This window comes from [Clostridium] celerecrescens 18A (assembly GCF_002797975.1).
GTDB lineage: Bacteria > Bacillota > Clostridia > Lachnospirales > Lachnospiraceae > Lacrimispora > Lacrimispora celerecrescens.
In genome coordinates, this window is the sequence record NZ_PGET01000001.1 from 2,576,325 (window position 1) to 2,595,163 (window position 18,839).

Below are 18,839 nucleotides of genomic sequence, written 5' to 3' on the forward strand. Positions count from 1 at the left end.
CGGCACCTCCTCTGATGTATGAGATTATGCGATTAAATGTAAAAGTGAAAGTACAACTCCCAATATAATAGTCAGAATGACCAGTTTGTATGTGGTCCATTTCTTCTCTTTAATCAGATAGAATATCAGGCCTGTGTACAGAACCGGAAGAAGTTTTGGTGCAATTGCATCCATCATTTCCTGTACAGCCACAATCTTCTGCTGATCACCAGGCATGTTTGCCACATACTGGATGGGGGTCGTAAGCTTCACAAAATTTACAGCCAGTCCGGAGATAACGGTCACTCCGATCATACTGGCAATATTGGATATCTGTTCCATTTTGGAACTTAAAGTACCGATAATATTGGTTCCCAGCTTGTATCCCCACATGCCGGTAAGAACTTTTATGGCCAGCAGGATTACGTTCATAGCTGTAAAGAAAAGAATCGGTCCCATAATCAGTCCATCCTGAGCAAGGGAAGCCCCTATGGTTGCAAAAAGCGGTGCCAGGCAGAACTGAGCCAGGGAATCACCGATACCTGCTAACGGTCCCATAAGGGCCATCTTGATATTACGAATTTCCTTTGAAGGAGTGTGATTCTCCAGCATTACCAGATGCAGGCTGGTAATAAACGGGATGAAATGAATATTTGTATTAAAAAACTCAATATTTTCTTGTAATGCTTCCTGCAGCTTATCATCATCACCCTTATACATCTTACGTAAGGCCGGAAACATTACATTGGCATAGCCAAGTCCCTGGTAGTTTCCATAATTAAATCCGTTTTGCAGGAAGTATGCCCGCAGGGATGTTTTTAAATAATCTTTTTTCTCTAACTGATTATATGCCATCTTCAAATTCAACCTCCACTTCTTCCACGGACCCGCTGCCGTTCTTACCAGCATTGAAAAATACAAGCAAAGCGATTGCAGTACCTATTACCGCTACGCCCATTACCGGCAGATTCAAATAAGCAATGGATATATAGCCGATCAATACAAACGGAATCAGTTCCTTTTTTGCCATGACATTAAGAATCATAGCAAATCCGATTGCCGGAAGCATCTTTCCTGCCAGACCCAGACCATTGCTCAGCCATGCCGGAATAAGGGAGATTACCTTTTGAAGTCCCTCTGAGCTGAAAGCACCGCCAAATCCTATAACAAAGCCTACCACTGCGAATACGCATACCGTCGCATTTGCCGCAATGCGGAATCCTTTGAAGTCCTTCTTTTTAAGAGCTTTGACTGCATAACTGGTAAGTGTCGTTGTGAACGTGTAGGTAGCAGTGATCACAAACTGGAATGCTACCGCAAAGGGAAAGGAAAGTGCCAGGGCAGACCCCACGTCGATCCCCGAATCCTTCATGGTAATCGCTATGATGGTTCCAACGATACCAGGTCCCATGGGATTAGGCGGTACAGAACCTCCCTGGGACACACCAAATCCCATAAATGCCAGTTCCCCCACCGCTCCCATTGCAAGTCCTGTTGGCAGGTCACCCAGAATCAGACCTACACCTGCGGCCATTACCAGACATCTGTTGGTATAAATACCGAACAGCATGCCTGCAAGACAGAACGCTGTCCATAAGCCGATCAACAGACACTGAATGATACTGATTGTCATAATAATTCCCTCCTTGACTTTCTTTTTCTTATAAGTATTTATTCAAATCCACTTTTATCGCTCCGTCGTCTCCGGATGCAGTGGTCTTTGTATTAAACCGAATGCCGTAATGGTCACGCAGTTCCCGCAGAGCTTCCTTATCTTCCTGCCCCAACGAAATATACTTGCTCACTTCCTCTTTCCCCGGTCCGTGGTGAATATTGCCTACGTTGATTTCCTTTACCGGTACGCCTCCCGCCACCAGCTTCCGGGCATCCTCAGGTGTTTTACACACGATGAATATGGTCTGCTTTGGAGAAGCCTTCATGATCACATCACATGTATGCTGGATAGAAAAGAATCGCATGGCAACGGATTTGGGAACCACTGTTTTCATCAGCGTCTGCTGCATGGGATCCTCACTGGCGGAATCATTTGCCACAATTACGGTATTTACTCCCAGTGCTTTTATCCAGAGCTGCCCCTGTCCGTGGATTAATCTTTCATCGATTCTGAATGATACTATATTAGGTACTGCCATTAAATTGTTCCTCCTTGAATATTTACCAGTACAGGTTCCAATCTTTATAAAACCGTATCAAAGCTTCCAGATAGTAATAGTCTCCCCAGATATTTCCTTCATCAACACCTTTTCCTGAATGCCAGGAATAAACCCCATGAAGAAGGACCGGTTTCCCCTCACCAGTATCCGGGGTTGCGTAATGTTCCATCAGGGAGCGTAAAATGCGGTGCATTGCATATTTATAGGTTTCCTTATCGTCGTCTGTTTCCGGCAGATATTTTAGCATCTCATGAATGCCACACACTGCCACTGCCGCTGCTGAAGAGTCCCTGGGCTGGCCGGAACCATCTGAAAATATCAGATCCCAGTAGCACACGTCGTCCTTGGGAAGACGATTTAAAAAATAATTCGTTATTCCCTTAAACAGGTTAAAGGCACTGTCATCTCCGGTATACTTATAATTCAGCGGGATTCCATATATCCCCCATGCCTGGCCTCTGGCCCATGCGGAATCATCGCTGTATCCCTGTCTTGTCACCCCTTTTAAAGGAGCCCCGGTTACCGGATCAAAATAAAAGGTGTGATAGGCAGAGGCATCATCCCGTATCACATTGTTGCATGATGTCTCATAATGGCGCCTTGCTGCAGCCTCATATATATTGTTTCCCGTAACCTCCGTTGCCCAGTGAAGCAGGGGTATATTCAGCAGACAGTCAATAATCAGACGGTAATTGTCCCGTGTGCCAAGCTCTCCCCATGCCTGGATGAAACCGCCTTTTTCCTGAAATCTCTCCATCAGCTTATCTGCGGCCATAATTCCCGCTTTCTTCCCCTCTTCCGAGCCCGTCAGCTTATAACCGGCAACGCAGGAAAGACTATATAAAAAACCCAGATCATGATGATCCAGTTCCAATCGTTTCTCCACCCGGTTCAAAAATGAAGCTATATTCTGCTCTGCCCGAATACGAAACTCCTCATCGCCTGTATATTCGTAACACAGCCATAGCATCCCTGTCCAAAAACCGTCGGTCCACTCTATATTCTCAATAATACCGTATGTATGATCCTTTGTGGCCGGCGATGGAAATCTTGTACCAAAATAGTTCATATTGCAGCGAACCTGTTCTACTATCTTGCTGATGGCCTTCTCTACTTCCTCTTTGGAAAGAAGGGACGCTCTCCTATATTCCTGGGCTTTGCTGATTGATTCTATCTGGATTTTCTTTATCATGCTAATTCTGCTCCTCTCCTTATTAATGTATCCCCTGTTTTTCTTAACTATAATCCATCCTCAAATTCAGGCTCTCCGAACTCATTCTCTAATTGGTCCAGGTCAGCCAATCCATCCTTTCCCGACTGGATAAGCGCTGCTGCCAGCTCCTCAAGATCATACAAAGACCTTGAAAATACTGCCTCTACAAGAGCAGCCATATTCACACCTGCTATTACCTTAATCTTACGGTCCGGATTCTCTGCCTTTATGGCCGCTCCCATCTTAAAAGGCGTTCCTCCTAACAGATCTGCAAGAATCAGAATCTCATCTCCCTCCAGAGATTCCATTGCCTTTTCCATAGAATTTTTTAAATCTTCCGGGCTTTGGCCTTCTACAAAATCAATACCAACGGTGTGATCCGGCCAGCCCGCCACCAACGCCACGGCACTTAGAATGCCAGTTGGAAAATGTCCATGCCCTGTTACAAGGATTCCCATCATTTTGAATACTCCTTTTCTATTTGGTTTACCTTTATTCACTATTTTGTACATGTACATTGCTTTTATATATGATTTTAGTAAATTGGTTTACCTAACCTAAAGTATAATATCACAGATAACCCTTGTCAATATAAATCTTATTTCGGCTCTTATTTTTCATATTTTCAACAATTTTTTATAATTTAATTGTACATATCGTACAATACTCTTTTCTTTTTCAAGGTAAACTCATTGATTTATTTTCTTATTTGTTTACTTGCATTCTTAGTAAACCTATGAAATAAAATCTACTAGAGCACAATAAGTATAATAAATATGTATTAATCCACACTTTAGCCATACAATTGTTATAACAACATATAGGTGTAAAATTTTGGAACGAATAAAAAAATATAAAAGTATTCTAAAAAATATACTATTGATCATTACTTACAGCTTATTATCTATTTCCATAATCAAAAGTATATATAAAATCCATACGGTCACTTCTGTACAGCCTGCTGATGGGATTTTAGTTCCGATTATAATGTATCATCAAGTAAAAAACAGTGGTTTTGGAAATGATGTCATTAGTCCCGATGAATTTGAAAGAGATTTAAAGTATTTAAAAGAAAATCATTACAATACTATAACAATGACACAATTAATAGATTATGTTCATGATAAGAAGGAATTACCCCCGAATCCAGTCATCCTTTCTTTTGATGACGGGTATCTTAGTACTTATTTAAATGTTTATCCTTTGGTAAGAGAATATAATATGAAAATAGTTTTATCTGTAATTGGAAAAAGCGTCGATGATTTTTCGAAAGTATGTGATGAAAATATTGAATATTCTCATGTGACATGGGATGAAGTAAAAGAAATGCAGCATTCCGGACTTGTTGAAATACAAAGCCATTCCTATAATTTACATAAAATTTCTAAAGGACGCTATGGATGCTGCCAAACGGATAATGAATCATCAGAGAACTATGAAGAATTTTTATCAAATGATTTAAAAAAGCTGCAGGAAGAAATTTTGTCTGTTACAGGTTATAGTCCAAATACATTTACCTATCCATATGGTAGATATAACGATAAAATAGAAACTATCATTAAAAACCTGGGTTTTAAAGCGACTCTGACTTGTAAATTTGGGGTAAATGTGATAGATAATGATCCCGATACTTTATACAGTCTAAAGAGAATACGTCGCGCCCATAATCAGAGCATTCAAAAAATGTTAAAAGAGGGAATGGACACTGTGAAATTAAACAAGTAAATTCGCAGGTACCAGAAGACCAACAATTTTCGCTTATAGTACAAATAATAAAAGGTACACTCTCAGAAATGATAATGTACCTTTCCTTATTTGTTTTCCCATCTAAATCCCCCCGTACAACCATCACTATCAGAGCACTTTCCTTCTTATAATGGTGGTACAGGGCTAAGCACCTGTAATATAGTAATATATTACTAGTAAATATTTTGATTTTCTCTGAACTGCCTCCACACATTCTCAAAGAAGTTATCGTCTTCAGGAATCGTTCTTACCTTTCTCCATTCAAATTCAGCCTTCCCATTTCTATAAGAAACTTCCTGTATCAAATCTGCACTGCTGCCGTCATCAAGGCAGAATGTAAATTCTTCCGGCAGCCTGGGATCTGGCTTTTGTCCGCTAAGATCCGTGTAAAGAGCGCTGCCTCTGCTCCTTCCTTGATGATCAACATAATCTTTCATAGCAGAGAGATACACAAACTGGCTGATAAGCATATCTCTCAACCGAAAGGCGCGCCAGAGCTCCTTCCCGTCTCCCGTCCAGGCGAAATCACCCAAATGCAAAAGTTCCTCTTGAACCTCCTTAATGGCCGGTTCAATCTTTTCGGGATTCCGTATGGCCGCTCCGAACCTGCTCATACGGACGGCTGCACGGTTCCAAAGCTCTCTCACTTCGATTCGCCTTTCTTTCTCACCCATAACCTGCGATACCATCTTTTCCGCATCATATACCGCTTTTCCGGCAATTTCTATAAAACTTTCGTCCGTATTATCAGGCTCTCCCTGTCTCCTGGCTGCTATGTACTGCGCAGCTCTTGTTGAACCGACCTGGCCGGAATTCAATGCGCTTCCGCCCGGGCGATAGACACCATGGCTTCCGCAGACCTCGCCGGCTGCAAAAAGTCCCTCCACATCCGTATGCCACCATGCATCAGCCGCCAAGCCACCATTATTGTGCTGAGCACACACTGCAATCTCAAGAGGCATTGTCCTTAAATCTACTCCTCTTCCAAGATAAAATTCCACCGCCGGCATATTCATATGGCTTAATCTCTCTATCGGTGTCCCATAGCATGCGCCTGCCCGGCTTAAATATTCAAAGGCCTCCTGATCCAGATTTTCAAAGTTCACAGGTTCCCTGCCGGGATTCTCGCGAAAATCAAGAAATATCCGTCTGCCTCTGCTTCTTTCCATGGATACCAAAATATCAATGATCGAACTTCCTCCTGATAGTTTTCTTACGTCAAAAGGCCATTGATATCCTTTAAGAAAAATACTGCTGAGCATTGCATCGCGGTTTTCAAAGAATTCCGTTAAAAACTCACGCTCATCCTTTCCATTTTCATCCGTGGAAAAGAAACGGGGAAGCGCCTGCATATAGGTTCCCGATACGTTCCAGCGCGGATGAATGGACGCTATCCCATACTGCCATTCTGTCAGGTTTTTCCCTTTCGCCCCCGCTTCAAATGCCAGACCGCTGGATCCATAATGTCCGGCCGGATACACACTGTCCGCATACATCCCGGCCGGCCCGCCGGTGGCAAACACAATATTTTTACAGGAAAAAAGTACAAAACGTCTTTCTTCATCATCCGGGCAGCTCAAATCCAGACAAAGCAGTCCATACACCTTTTTTCCGTCGGAAAGAATCTTAATTACCTGCATTCTGTCAAATATCTTAATATTTTTTTCCCTGACAGCTTGTTCTAAGCACTCTGTCATCTGTTTTGAAGTGTATGGACCTACACTTGTCGCACGGCATCTGGGATCGTGGTCCGTCTTGTAGCCAACGAATTCCCCCCACCTGTTCTGGGGGAAGTTCACGCCAAGGTTAACAAGCTTTAGAAAACATCTGGCAGATAGTGCCGCTTCACACAAGGCAATGTCGCCGTCCATACACTGGCCGCTAAACAGAGTATCTGCCATATCTCCCACGCTGTCAGGATCATTCCCGCAAAGCGTCAGCTTATAATAGGTCTGTTTATCAGAACCGGTGTTGCGGGAGGTTCCCGCACCCACATGATCGGTTACAATTGCAATATCTTTCTGGCCTAAAGCCCACAGCTGATCTGCCGCATTGAATCCGGCTGCTCCGGATCCCACGATAACTGTATTCATCTGATACAACTGTACTTTATTAAACATCTGTAGTTTCATCTGGTCCGCCTTTCTTTACAGAATTAATGGGGCTGCTGCCAATTTCACATTCTGCAGCAGCCCCATTCACATGGTTTTATCAGGCTTATTATAACCTCTGGATATGAAAGCCTCCATCTACATCAATATAATTTCCGGTTGTATAGAGGAATTTATCACTGCAGAAAACGCTGACCGCATTGGCCACGTCCTCCGGCATCCCCCACCTGGTAATCGGGAATGCGCCCCGCTCAATAAGGGTATCATACTTTTCCTGCACCGTACTGGTCATATCCGTAGCAATAACTCCCGGGCGGATCTCATGGACAAAAATGCTTTCTCCTGCAAGACGGTCCGCATAAAGGGTGGTCAGCATAGATATGCCTGCTTTAGAAACGCAGTACTCTCCTCGGTTTGTACTGGATACAACGGCAGAGCAGGATGAAATATTAATGATGGTTCCCCGCTTTTTCCCCTCTACGGGCTGTTTCAGCATCTGGTTTGCAACTGCCTGTGTCAGAAACATATTTCCTTTTGTATTGATGCCTATAACACGGTCAAAGCTTTCTTCTGACATCTCCAGCAAATCCGCCCTTACATTTGGGGCAACACCTGCATTATTGATAAGTACGTGGACAGCACCGTATCTCTCCACCGTTTTTCTGACAACATTCTCTCTGTCTTTAGAATCTCCAAGATTTCCCTGAACATATGTATATTCAATCCCGGCGGCTTTAAGCGTGTTCATATTTTCCTGATTTTTATCTTCGGCAGAAGTAGCCATGATGACCACATTGTAGCCGTCAAGGCCCAACTGATAAGCAATGGCAAATCCAATGCCGCGGCTTCCTCCTGTTACAATCGCTGTTTTTTTCACTTTCTCTTTCACCTTTCATCTGTTCGCCCATGCTCTTTGGGCATAAAGGTATACCCGCAGGGTGTTTCATCTGTTCGCCCATGCTCTTTGGGCATAAAGGTATACCCGCAGGGTGTTTCTCTTCCTTCGTGTCTCTAAGGATGTAAAAGGACCTTAATACTGCCCGATTTCCTATCAAGGCAAGTTTCAAGAGCTTTCTGAATATCATCAAGAGGAAAATGATGGGTGATCAGAAGTTCAAGGTCTAATTCTCTGGCAACTTTAAGTGCAATCGGGAAATCCCAGCAGTATCCCTGAGCACCCTGAATTTTAATTTCATGGGTGACAAATCTGCTTGCAGGAATATTGATCTGCGGATTCTCAAAGATTCCAATAACAGTGGCCAGGCCATTTTTCTTTAATGTCATCATTGCCTGTAAAAATGATGCTTCCAGGCCAACACATTCGAAACTCTTATCAACGCCCTTTCCAGTTGTAATCCGGCGTACCTCATCCTCCAGATTTGTTTTTCCCGAATTAACCGTTATGGTGGCGCCAAGCTTTTTCGCTGCTGCAAGCCTTTCATCAGAAAAGTCTGCAATGATGACTTCGGCAGCTCCGCTCTTTTTGCATATGGACGCAATCAACATTCCTATCGCGCCTGCTCCGATAACAAGAACTGTCTCTCCAAGGCGGATATCTGCTCGGCGCACCGCATGGGTTGCCACGCTCAAGGGTTCAATCAGGGCACCTGTATCATAAGTCAGGTATTCAGGAAGCTTATACACATATGGCTCATTGATCAGAATATAGTCAGCCATTGCTCCGTCGCCATTTCTGTATGTAAACGATATATTCTCACAATATCCGTAATCCCCATGACAACAGGCATCGCATGTTCCGCAGACAATACAAGGTTCCACCGTTACCCGGTCTCCCACAGACACATTGGTAACGTCTTCTCCAATCTCAACCACATCTCCAGAAAATTCATGCCCAATGGTCATCGGAAGGGGGGCGGAAGGGTGTTTCCCTTTAAAAATGTGGATATCACTGCCGCAAATGGCACTTGATTTTATCTTAATCAGAACCTGGCCCTTTTTCGGAGACTGAATATCCCTTTTTCCGATGATTGCTTTCATGGGCTCGGTTACTATCCCAATTCTGCTGGTTTTTACACTCACTTCTAAGTCCTCCTTCATTGGAAACTTTTCTCACGCATCGAAGCTTCCTCTCTGTACTCCTTATAAAAGCCCGCGTAGATTTCGCTGTCTTTGATGACGCAGCCGGTTCTTCCATGGTCTCTCATAATCTGAGTGCATTTTGAGCAGGTGACGCAGCACTGCTTCGGATCCATTTCTCCTTTCAGAAGAATATCGCGGGGAGCATCCGGATATGCAAAGCCGGAACGTCCCATACCCACAAATTTACAGCTTCCGTCAGCCAGGTTCGCTGCACCCGCATAAGGAAGGAACTGCCGCAGCCATGTATAACCATTTCCCACAACAGGCACATCACCTGCGGCTTTCTGAATCAGCCGCGTAAACTCAAACAGCCGTTCCATGCTTTCAAGGGGATGTTCATCCGGAACAGGGATTCCCATGCTGGACAAATCAAAAGGCCTTGTAACCTGAGGATAAATATAATAGGGATTTCCGGCTGAATTGCTCAAAAGGTCAACGCCCTCTTCCACCAGCATCCGCACAAGAGCCAGTGGCTCTGTGGGATCAAATTTCCACATATCTTCCTTGTCACAGCCAAATCCATAGGGATAAGGATGTGCATCAAATACATTAAAACGGCAGGCTATAATAAAATCATCGCCCACAGCTTCCCGGACGGCACGGATTGTCTGGAGAAGAAACCGGCTCCTGTTTTCAAAGCTTCCGCCGTATTTTCCCTCTCTTGTGTGGCTGGCAATTAACTCACTCAAAAGATACCGGTGGCAATTCTTTATATCCACGCCGTCAAAACCTGCTTCCTTAGCCAAAACCGCACTTTCCACATAATGAGCCGTTAAATTGTCCAGATATTCATCGGTCACGACAGGTCCATCTTCCGCAAGCCCGACTCTCGGATCCAGAATAGGGTCATGCTGGGGAACAATAGGCGCTCCCTTATGACCTTCCGGTCTTGAATAGCGGCCGGAGTGTGTTAACTGTAAAATATTCAGTGGTTTTTTTCCATTGCGGGCAACTGCCGACTGATTGCACCGTTCAACAACCGCCTTAAACTGTGGCATATTCTCCTTGGTCAGCATCATCTGGAGCGGATTGGCCCGTCCTTCCACGACAACCGCACAAGCTTCCCACCAAAGTAATCCCGCTCCGCCTTCCGAAAACCTCTTGTATCTTCTTTCAACAAGCTCAGATGGAGAACCATCGGGATTTGAATCACAGCCTTCCATTGGAAGAATTGCAATTGCATTGGGTGCAATCCGTTTTCCTACCTTTACCTCGGTACGAAGCGGAGATAAATCTTCGCTGAATTTTATGTTTACACCAAGAGAATTTACTTTTTCTACAACCTCATTCAATGTTTTAAAATTAAACTTTTCATGTGACGCCATTCTTCAGTCATCTCCTTATTTTTAATGCCAGTCATGCTGCTTCATATAGAGGATTCCAGATTTGGCAATCTCATCCGCACTCTTTTGCGGCTGAACCCAGCCGGCGTCAAAGCCGCCGGGCGCAAATGTCTCCATTGTGATATGACCTTTATAATCGTATCTTTGCATTAACCCCCATAAGTCCTTCCACGGAAAGAATCCCTGACCCGGAACTCCTCTGTTATTTGAGCAGGCATGAAAATGATACATCTTTTCTTCCTTCAGCACGGCTTCAAACGCATCTGTGATGCTGTCTTCCTCAATTCCGGCCTGATATGTATCAAAATGTACCCCTACGTTTTCCTCTCCAATATCGGAAACAAGCTTTAACGCCTGAGCTGCTGTATTGACAACGCTGGTCCGATACCGGTTTAAAGGTTCAAGAGCAAGCCGCACACCGCATCCCTTAGCTATGGCAGAAACTTTACGGATACCCGTTACTGCAAGCTCCCACTCCCTTTTTTCATCTTCCTCAGAAAGCCGGTGTTTCTTCCCTCCACCTGTATACAGAGGGCCGGCAAATACTTTTGCGGATACTGCTTCCGCCGATTTCAAACATTCCGTCATATATTTCATTGTGTTCTGCCGGATCGTCTCATCAAAATTGGAAAGATCACGCCCAGCTCCAAGTGCGGCGCAAAGGCTCACTTCCATATCCAGGGAACGGATTTCATCCATAAGTTTCTTCGGAATCTCAGGAACAGTCATGGGGAGTTCCACTGCCGTAAATCCCATCTTAAATGCTTTTTCAGGCAATCCTGCACATTGAAGTCCCAGTTCATTCTCCCAATTCCAAAGATTAATTCCCCAGTAGCTGCTCATATATATCTCCTATCTTGTTGAAGCCCGTATAATTAAATCTGTCTCCAACAGCTCTTTTAAAGGCTGGGGGAGCACTCCCTTCTCATCTTTATATTGGATTTGATGGATCAGATTATTGGTCGCCCTTACACCTATATCATAAAATGGCTGTGCCACGGTGGAAAGCGGCGGCTCCACCATCCCTGAAAGAGTTACATTGTCAAAGCTGAGTACAGAGACGTCTTCCGGAATACGGATTCCCATCTCATGAAGGGCATGAAGAATAACAAATGCCTTCGGGTCGCTGGTTGCAAAAATCGCATCCGGCCTGTTTTCCGAGTTCATCAAAGCCTGTGTCATGCTGTAGAAGCTGCTGCTTCCTGTAGCCTCCCTCATAACAAGGGTTTCATTATAAGGGATGTTATGATCTTCAAGTGCCGCCCGGTAGCCCCGATAACGCTCATTATACAAATAAAGATTCTCCCGCCCCAGAGCCAAAGCAATTTTTTTATGTCCGGATCCGATTAAGTACCGGACTGCATTATAGGCCGCTTTAAAGTTGTCTATGGCAACAATATCTATTTTTCCCTCGTCCTTGGCATAAAAGCGGTTGATAAGCACAAGGGGGAATCCTTCTGTGCGGAGGTTTCTTATATGGATAGAGTTTGGAAGCATGGAGCCTACAATAAATCCATCCACCAGACGTGATTTCATAGTAGATATATAGTCTTTTTCAACACCGCTGTTCTCGTCGGTATTGCATAGAATTACCGTATAATTTTTTTGTCTTGCCGCATCTTCGACTCCTCGTGTAATCATGGGAAAAATAAGGTTCTGGATATCCGGAAGCATAAGGACTATGGTATTGGTCCTGCCCATTTTCAGACCTTTCGCCATGACGTTTGGGCTGTAGCCTGTTTTCTGGATGGCCTCCATGACACGCATCCTTGTGTCATCACTTACATAACTTTTTCCACTTAAAACTCTCGATACGGTTGTCGCTGAAACACCTGCCAATTCTGCAACCACTTTAATATTTGTCATTCCAATCACCTCAATATGTGAATTCCATAATATGGATCCTTTTCCCCAATTTTATCACACATTGTCAGAATATACACGAAATTTCAGCATAGTCGTTTAATTGCATTCAGTCGTCCCAAAATACAGTTGCTCCACGATGCGCTGAGGTACAATTTTTGCGATAAAGATTTAACCATCCCTTAGCCGGTTTATGAACGGGTTCGAATCGTTTTCTTCTGTCAGTAAATTCCGCTTCCGTCACATCTACTGTCAGCATTCTCGCCTCAACATCTATATAAATCATATCTCCGTCTTTAATCAAAGCCAGGTTTCCGCCTTCGTAAGCCTCCGGACTCACATGTCCTATTGCAAGACCGCCGGTTGCTCCCGAAAATCTGCCGTCCGATACAAGGGCAAGCCGGCTGCCTAGCCCCTTTCCGAGAACAGCCGCCATAAATGTCTCCATATGGGGCATTCCCGGGCTGCCCTTCGGCCCTTCATACCGGATAATTACAACATCACCGGCCACAATTTCATCCCTTAAAATCGCATTCCAGGCATCGTCCTGAGAATCGTAGCATTTGGCCGGTCCTGAAAATTTCCATGCTGCCGGATCTACCGCACTGAATTTGACAATCGCACTGTCCGTTCCGATATTGCCGTGAAGAACAGCAAGTCCACCCTGTTCATGGATGGGATTTTCCACAGAATGAATCACATCCATATCCTTATTTTCTGCAAGTTCCGCCTTATCTCCGATGGTGCCGAACATACCGCCTGCTGCCGTATCGATCTTCCCCGCTTTGGCAAGTTCCTTCACAACAGCCCCAAGCCCTCCGGCCGCATCAAATTCTTCCATTGTATCAGTTGGATGGTTGGGATAAATAGTGCTGATCACCGGCACTTCACGGCTGATTCTATCAAAGGTTTCCGGGACAATATCGCATTTTACCTGACGTGCAAGTGCCGGGATGTGAAGCAGGCTGTTGGTAGAACCTCCCGTTGCCATCATATAGCGTACGACGTTCTCAAAGCTCTTTTGTTCTATAAAATCACTTGGCCGCCGTTCTTCCTTTACTGCCTCCATAACCTTTTCAGCCGCTTCCCTTGCCATCTCATGCCACCGGGGGGTCTGGCTGCGGACACTGGCGTTACCGTGAGGAGAAAGACCAAGAACTTCGGCCATGGCGCACATGGTATTAGCCGTGCCCATAAAGGGGCAGGCTCCCGGAGTCGGACAGGCATTTCTCACAATACCTTTGTAATCCTCTTCGCTCATATCACCCGCAATGTAGGCTGCATAAGCCTGTTTTGTATGGGTCAAAGTCAGCATTTTCCCCTTATAATGACCTGCCGCCATGTATCCGCCTGTAAGCATGACGGTTGGAATATCCACTCTCAAAGCGCCCATGATCATACCCGGTACAACTTTGTCACAAGTTGCCATGATAATCATGCCTTCCAGCATGTTTAATTCTGCAACCGTCTCCACTTCACTCGATACCAGATCCCTGGCCGGAAGCGTGTAACGGTCACCTGGTGTATTGGAGCAGATTCCGTCACAGACACCGGTGATAGGAAGTTCCAGTGCAAGTCCACCTGCTTTATAGATTTCTTCCTTCATCTCTGCAATGACATCTTTAAAGGGGAAATGTCCCGGATTCATTTCATTCCATGAGTTTACCAGACCGATTATAGGTCTTGCCGCATCCTCAGGTGATATTCCCATCGCATAAAGCAGTGTATTACGATGATCCATTGATTCTTCATTCCACTGACGTATCATCTTTTTTCCTCCTGTCATTATCCCTAAACGATACCTGACGACGCTGTATCAGCCCCCCAGATAAGCTTTCCTTACAACATCTGACTTCATCAGTTCTTCACCTGTTCCGCAGATGTTTACCATACCGTTTTCAAGGACATATGCTTTATCACAGATAGAAAGCGCTTTTCTCGCATTCTGCTCTACAAGCAGCACGGTAATTCCTGAATCCCGGATCTCCTTAATAAGATCATATACCTGGTTTACAATAATTGGCGCAAGTCCAAGGCTGGGTTCATCAAGCAGCAAAATCCTGGGGTGCTCCATAAGTCCTCTGCTGATAGCCAGCATCTGCTGCTCGCCGCCTGAGAGAGTACCGGCAAACTGATGTTCTCTTTCTTTCAGAATAGGGAAACGCTTAAACTGCTCTTCGATATCTTTTTCCAGCTGTTTTCTATGATGTAAATACCCGCCGACCAGCAGGTTATCACGAATCGTAAGGCCAGAGAAGGTTTTACGTCCTTCCGGTACGTGTACAATTCCTTTCGCAACGATTTTGCTCGACTTGGAAGGTATGGGCTCCCCCAGGAATTCGATGCTTCCCTCAACCGGCTTCACCAAGCCGGAAATGGTCCGCAGGAGAGAGGTCTTTCCGGCTCCGTTGGAACCGATGATGCTGACAATCTGCCCTTCATCCGCTTCCACATGGACATTTTTCAGTGCCCTGACATGACCATAGGTGACGCTTAAATCCATTACTTTCAGCATTGCCATGTGTTATCCCTCCTCCTTTCCAAGATATGCCTCAATTACTTCCGGATTTCTCTGTATTTCTGCAGGGGTGCCCACTGCAATCGTCTTTCCGAAGTTCTGGACATGAATGATGTGTGAAATGGACATAACCAGCTCCAGCCTGTGTTCTATCAAAAGTATTGCAAATCCAATATCTTTGGAAAGCCTTGAAATCAGCTCCGTCAACTCCTGGACCTCTGTAGGATTCAGTCCCGCAGCCGGCTCATCTAAGAGCAGTACCTTAGGATTACAGGTCAGTGCTCTTGCAATCTCAATACGGCGCTGCATGCCATAAGCCAGGTTTTCAGGCCGTTCATTCTTATAGTCGGCCATTCCCACCATTTCCAGGTAATGTTCGCAAAGTTCCATTCCCCTCTTTTCCTCGCTTTTGCGCTTCGGTGTTGGCAGAAGGCCTCCGATCAAGGAATATTTCGACTGAGGATCAAATGCGCACATAACATTCTGCAGCACAGTAAGTCCTTTAAATAAGCGGATATTCTGAAAGGTACGTCCCATTCCTTCTCTTGTAACGAGATATTGTTCTTTTCTGGTTACATCCTTCCCATCCAGCATCACCGTTCCCTGATCCGCCGTGTATACATTGGAAATAACATTGAAAATAGTTGTTTTTCCGGCTCCGTTAGGTCCGATAATTCCATGGATCTCTCCCGCATCTGCACGGATAGAAAAATCCTGAATAGCCTTTACACCGCCAAAGCTTTTATAAATATTCTTAACTTCCAGCAAGCTCATCAGTCTTCCTCCTTCTGCAGCTTTACCCGGCCTTTTCCTCTTCTGAACAAATCTGCAAGCTCATACTCACCCAAAAGTCCCGAAGGTTTAAAGTTGATAATTAACAATACCAGGATTGCATAAATAATGCTTCTGTAATTTGCAAGCCCTCTTAACACTTCCGGGAGTCCGCTTAAGATCGTGGCTCCCAGGATAGATCCTGTCAGGCTGTTTACGCCTCCGAAGAATACCATAATTACCCAGTCGGCACTCTTCTTCCAGCCGAAAATGCTGGGATCCACGTATGTAATATAGAAAGCATACAGGCAGCCGCTGAAGGAGGTAAGGGCAACGCTCAAAAGAAACGATGTGATTTTGATTTTGGGAACGTTGATTCCCATGGCCTTCGCCGCAAGCTCATCTCCGCGGATTGCAACGCACTGGCGTCCATATTTGCTGTTTTTAAACCAGTTTACCAGCAGGATTGCAATGACTGCAAACGTAAATGCCATCAGCGCCGTGGTTTTTTTCGGAATACCGATGAAACCGGAGGCACCGCCTGTAAGCTTAGTCGTTCTGTTCAGCAGAGCGGTTATCGCCTCTCCAAAGCCAAGTGTAACCAGGGAAATGTAGTCTCTCCTCAGCCGCACGGTTGGAATACCCACCACAAATCCAATACCAACCGCGATAATAACAGCCGCGATACAGGCAAGAGGAAACGGGACACCCAGTTTTACGACAAAAATACCGGATACATAAGCTCCAACCGCCATGAATGCCGCCTGTCCAAGGCTGAACATTCCCGTAAGTCCTGTCAGAACATATACGCCCGAAACTGCTACAAGCGTAATACATATCTGCGTAAAAATATTCATGTATAATACCATTGTAAGTACCCCCTATGCCTTTTCCTGAATGTTGCAGCCGGCAATTCCGCATGGACGGAGCAACAAAAACACCAGCATAATAAGGAAAATAAATACCGGGGTGTATCCCGAACCCACAGTACTGATTAACAGTGTCTCAAGAAGCCCGAGAAGCACGGCTCCGATAATCGCACCCGGCAGGCTTCCCAGGCCTCCGATTACCGAAGCAATAAATCCTTTCACTACCAGGCTGCCCAGTGTCGGGTACAACGTATAGTTAATGCCCAGAAATACACCTGCAAGTCCGGCAAGAGCACCAGAAACAATAAACGCAAACTGAATAATCCGTGTAGCATCAATACCCATTAAGTTCGCAGTATCTCTGTCAAAGCTGACACTCCTGAGCGCCCTGCCAATTTTTGTCTTCTGAATAATATAAGCCAGCACAAGGAGTGCAACGGCGCTGCTGCAGAACATCAGGAGATCTGATGTAGAAACAACAACCGATCCAAATTTAATTGCCGCCTTTTTGAAAAACTGAGGATAGCTGTAAAAATTTGCACCAACTTTTAAAGTAACGAGTCCTTCATACAACGTTCCCAGTGTAATAGAGGAAACGAAAAAGTATACAGAAGAGCTGTTGCGCTGGATAATACGGCGAAATGCCACAAATTCTCCAATCAGCGCAATGCAGCCGCCTGTTACGATAGCAACCAGAATCGTCGGAATCAGCCCCAGTCCCCTGGAGGCTGCTAAAAAGTACCCAACAAACGCACACAGAGTCATGGTAGCTCCATGAGAGAAATTCGAAAACTTCAAAACATTAAATATCAATGAAAAGCCCGTCGCAATCAGCGCGTAGACAGATCCCGTCGCAAGGCCGTTGATTATAATCTGCAGTGACATGATATGCCTCCATCCATTTAAAAGCTTTAGTTATCTGCGCTGAATCTTTCCAACATCTTTGGTGTTGTCCCTTCATAGGTAAACATAACCATATCAAGACCGGTAGTCATATGAGTCTCTGGGTCAATGGAGATATTTCCGGTAAGGCCTTTAAAATCTTTTATATTTTCGATCGCAGTACGAAGTGCTGCAGGGTCATCTGTTCCTGTTTCTTCCAGACACTTAGCGGCAATTTTAACGATGTCATATCCAAGGAAAAATTTGTTGGTAGCTTCTACCCCTGTTTTTTCTTTAACCGCTGCAATCATTTTCTGAAGCTCTGGCTCCGTGTCGTCCACATTGTTAATGCAGTATACACCATCACTGCTTCCGCCAAGCATAGTGTTAAAAGGCGGACATGCATCCAGGCCGCAGATGATAGCGCCTTCATATCCAAGCGCACGTGCTGCCGTAACAATGTTTACAAGATCCTTGGTGTAGTTTGGAGCATAGATCGCATCAACATTTGCAGACACGATAGGGGACAGCAAGGTTTTAAAGTCTGTATCGTTTGCATTGTAAGCAACCTGCTGTTTTTCTTCAACCGTACCGCCATTTTCAGTAATTGTGGTAATGAAAGGTTCTTTCAAAGAAAGCGAGTAGGCATTACTTTCATTATAAATAACGCCGAAGGTCTTAAAGCCGTTCTTCATAGCGTATTTTGCCATAATGGCTCCCTGTTGGATCGCATTGGGCTGAAAACAGAACATGTTCTTATATGGAGTGCCATCCGCCTTAAGCTGTGCGCTGGGATCCATGGCAAGGCCCATAACCGGAACTTCATACTGCTCCGAGGTTTCCTTAATAGCCAGAGCGATATTTGCAACAGGCGGTCCTACGATAAGGGAAACCTTGTCAGAAGTAACCGCTTTTGTATATGCGTTAATCGCTTCTGTTACATCCGCCTTGGTATCATAGGTGTTCATAACAAGCTTTTTCCCTTTTACTCCGCCATTCTCATTGATTTCATCCACGGCCCACTGCGCTCCTGCCTCCACCATCTGGCCAAGGCTGGAAGTTGCGCCCGTAATGTCCTGGAGACATCCGATTAAGATTTCTCCATCCGTTGCCGTCCCCCCAGCTTTGGTTTCCGTTCCTGCTGATGCTGCATTTGCAGCGGTGGTTGAAGGCGTCTGGGAGCTTCCGCATGCCGCCAGATTGAATGTCATAAGACCCGCAAAAATAATTGCTATTGCTTTTTTCATATACACTTCTCCTTTTCTCTTTT

The 18,839-nt window shown here is 44.9% G+C and carries 18 protein-coding genes; 1 reads left to right on the forward strand and 17 read right to left on the reverse strand.

Annotated features, from left to right (window positions below):
• Positions 1 to 24 precede the first annotated feature (24 nt).
• Genes H171_RS11895 through H171_RS11915 form a run of 5 tightly spaced genes read right to left on the reverse strand, consistent with a single transcriptional unit; the run spans position 25 to position 3,827 of the window.
• Positions 25 to 834 carry a PTS system mannose/fructose/sorbose family transporter subunit IID gene (locus H171_RS11895; RefSeq protein ID WP_100305341.1) on the reverse strand — a complete coding sequence of 270 codons (810 nt, stop codon included), beginning with the start codon at positions 832 to 834 and terminating at the stop codon, positions 25 to 27.
• Complete coding sequence (locus tag H171_RS11900) at positions 824 to 1,612, reverse strand: PTS mannose/fructose/sorbose/N-acetylgalactosamine transporter subunit IIC (protein WP_100305342.1); 789 nt, start codon at positions 1,610 to 1,612, stop codon at positions 824 to 826. The genes H171_RS11895 and H171_RS11900 overlap by 11 nt, the downstream gene beginning before the upstream one ends.
• Before the next feature lie 28 nt (positions 1,613 to 1,640).
• Complete coding sequence (locus H171_RS11905; RefSeq protein WP_100305343.1) at positions 1,641 to 2,132, reverse strand: PTS sugar transporter subunit IIB; 492 nt, start codon at positions 2,130 to 2,132, stop codon at positions 1,641 to 1,643.
• 22 nt (positions 2,133 to 2,154) lie between these two features.
• Entirely contained in the window at positions 2,155 to 3,345 is a 1,191-nt protein-coding gene (locus tag H171_RS11910) for a glycoside hydrolase family 88 protein (protein ID WP_100305344.1), read from the reverse strand.
• Positions 3,346 to 3,392: 47 nt separating this feature from the next.
• Complete coding sequence (locus tag H171_RS11915; RefSeq protein WP_100305345.1) at positions 3,393 to 3,827, reverse strand: PTS sugar transporter subunit IIA domain-containing protein; 435 nt, start codon at positions 3,825 to 3,827, stop codon at positions 3,393 to 3,395.
• Between the two features lie 373 nt (positions 3,828 to 4,200).
• Here H171_RS11915 and H171_RS11920 point away from each other — a divergent pair, with 373 nt between their 5' ends.
• Positions 4,201 to 5,091, forward strand: a complete 891-nt coding sequence (locus tag H171_RS11920) for a polysaccharide deacetylase family protein (RefSeq protein WP_100305346.1) — start codon at positions 4,201 to 4,203, stop codon at positions 5,089 to 5,091.
• Positions 5,092 to 5,285: 194 nt separating this feature from the next.
• Here the strand turns inward: H171_RS11920 and H171_RS11925 are convergent, their stop codons facing one another.
• From H171_RS11925 to H171_RS11980, 12 genes are all read right to left on the reverse strand, one after another.
• Positions 5,286 to 7,244 carry an FAD-dependent oxidoreductase gene (locus tag H171_RS11925; protein ID WP_100305347.1) on the reverse strand — a complete coding sequence of 653 codons (1,959 nt, stop codon included), beginning with the start codon at positions 7,242 to 7,244 and terminating at the stop codon, positions 5,286 to 5,288.
• A gap of 88 nt (positions 7,245 to 7,332) precedes the next feature.
• Positions 7,333 to 8,100: a 3-ketoacyl-ACP reductase gene (locus H171_RS11930; protein ID WP_100305348.1), complete on the reverse strand. Its 768-nt coding sequence runs from the start codon at positions 8,098 to 8,100 to the stop codon at positions 7,333 to 7,335.
• Between the two features lie 134 nt (positions 8,101 to 8,234).
• A complete protein-coding gene (locus H171_RS11935) occupies positions 8,235 to 9,263 on the reverse strand; it encodes a zinc-dependent alcohol dehydrogenase (RefSeq protein ID WP_242976945.1) in 1,029 nt (342 codons plus the stop codon).
• A gap of 14 nt (positions 9,264 to 9,277) precedes the next feature.
• Entirely contained in the window at positions 9,278 to 10,648 is a 1,371-nt protein-coding gene (locus H171_RS11940) for an oxidoreductase (protein WP_100305350.1), read from the reverse strand.
• A gap of 21 nt (positions 10,649 to 10,669) precedes the next feature.
• Entirely contained in the window at positions 10,670 to 11,509 is an 840-nt protein-coding gene (locus H171_RS11945; RefSeq protein WP_100305351.1) for a sugar phosphate isomerase/epimerase family protein, read from the reverse strand.
• 9 nt (positions 11,510 to 11,518) lie between these two features.
• A complete protein-coding gene (locus tag H171_RS11950; RefSeq protein WP_100305352.1) occupies positions 11,519 to 12,532 on the reverse strand; it encodes a LacI family DNA-binding transcriptional regulator in 1,014 nt (337 codons plus the stop codon).
• 106 nt (positions 12,533 to 12,638) lie between these two features.
• Positions 12,639 to 14,297: a dihydroxy-acid dehydratase gene (gene ilvD / locus H171_RS11955; RefSeq protein ID WP_100305353.1), complete on the reverse strand. Its 1,659-nt coding sequence runs from the start codon at positions 14,295 to 14,297 to the stop codon at positions 12,639 to 12,641.
• A 48-nt stretch (positions 14,298 to 14,345) separates the two neighbouring features.
• Positions 14,346 to 15,050 (reverse strand): ABC transporter ATP-binding protein, encoded by a 705-nt coding sequence (locus H171_RS11960; protein ID WP_100305354.1) that lies wholly within the window; start codon positions 15,048 to 15,050, stop codon positions 14,346 to 14,348.
• A gap of 3 nt (positions 15,051 to 15,053) precedes the next feature.
• On the reverse strand, positions 15,054 to 15,821 hold the full coding sequence (locus H171_RS11965) for an ABC transporter ATP-binding protein (RefSeq protein ID WP_100305355.1): 768 nt from the start codon (positions 15,819 to 15,821) through the stop codon (positions 15,054 to 15,056).
• The gene (locus H171_RS11970; protein ID WP_100305356.1) at positions 15,821 to 16,687 is read right to left on the reverse strand and encodes a branched-chain amino acid ABC transporter permease; all 867 of its coding nucleotides are present in this window, start codon (positions 16,685 to 16,687) and stop codon (positions 15,821 to 15,823) included. Before H171_RS11970 ends, H171_RS11965 begins: the two co-directional genes overlap by 1 nt.
• A 12-nt stretch (positions 16,688 to 16,699) precedes the next feature.
• Positions 16,700 to 17,572 carry a branched-chain amino acid ABC transporter permease gene (locus H171_RS11975; RefSeq protein ID WP_100305357.1) on the reverse strand — a complete coding sequence of 291 codons (873 nt, stop codon included), beginning with the start codon at positions 17,570 to 17,572 and terminating at the stop codon, positions 16,700 to 16,702.
• A 26-nt stretch (positions 17,573 to 17,598) separates the two neighbouring features.
• Entirely contained in the window at positions 17,599 to 18,816 is a 1,218-nt protein-coding gene (locus H171_RS11980) for an ABC transporter substrate-binding protein (protein ID WP_100305358.1), read from the reverse strand.
• Positions 18,817 to 18,839: the final 23 nt, after the last annotated feature.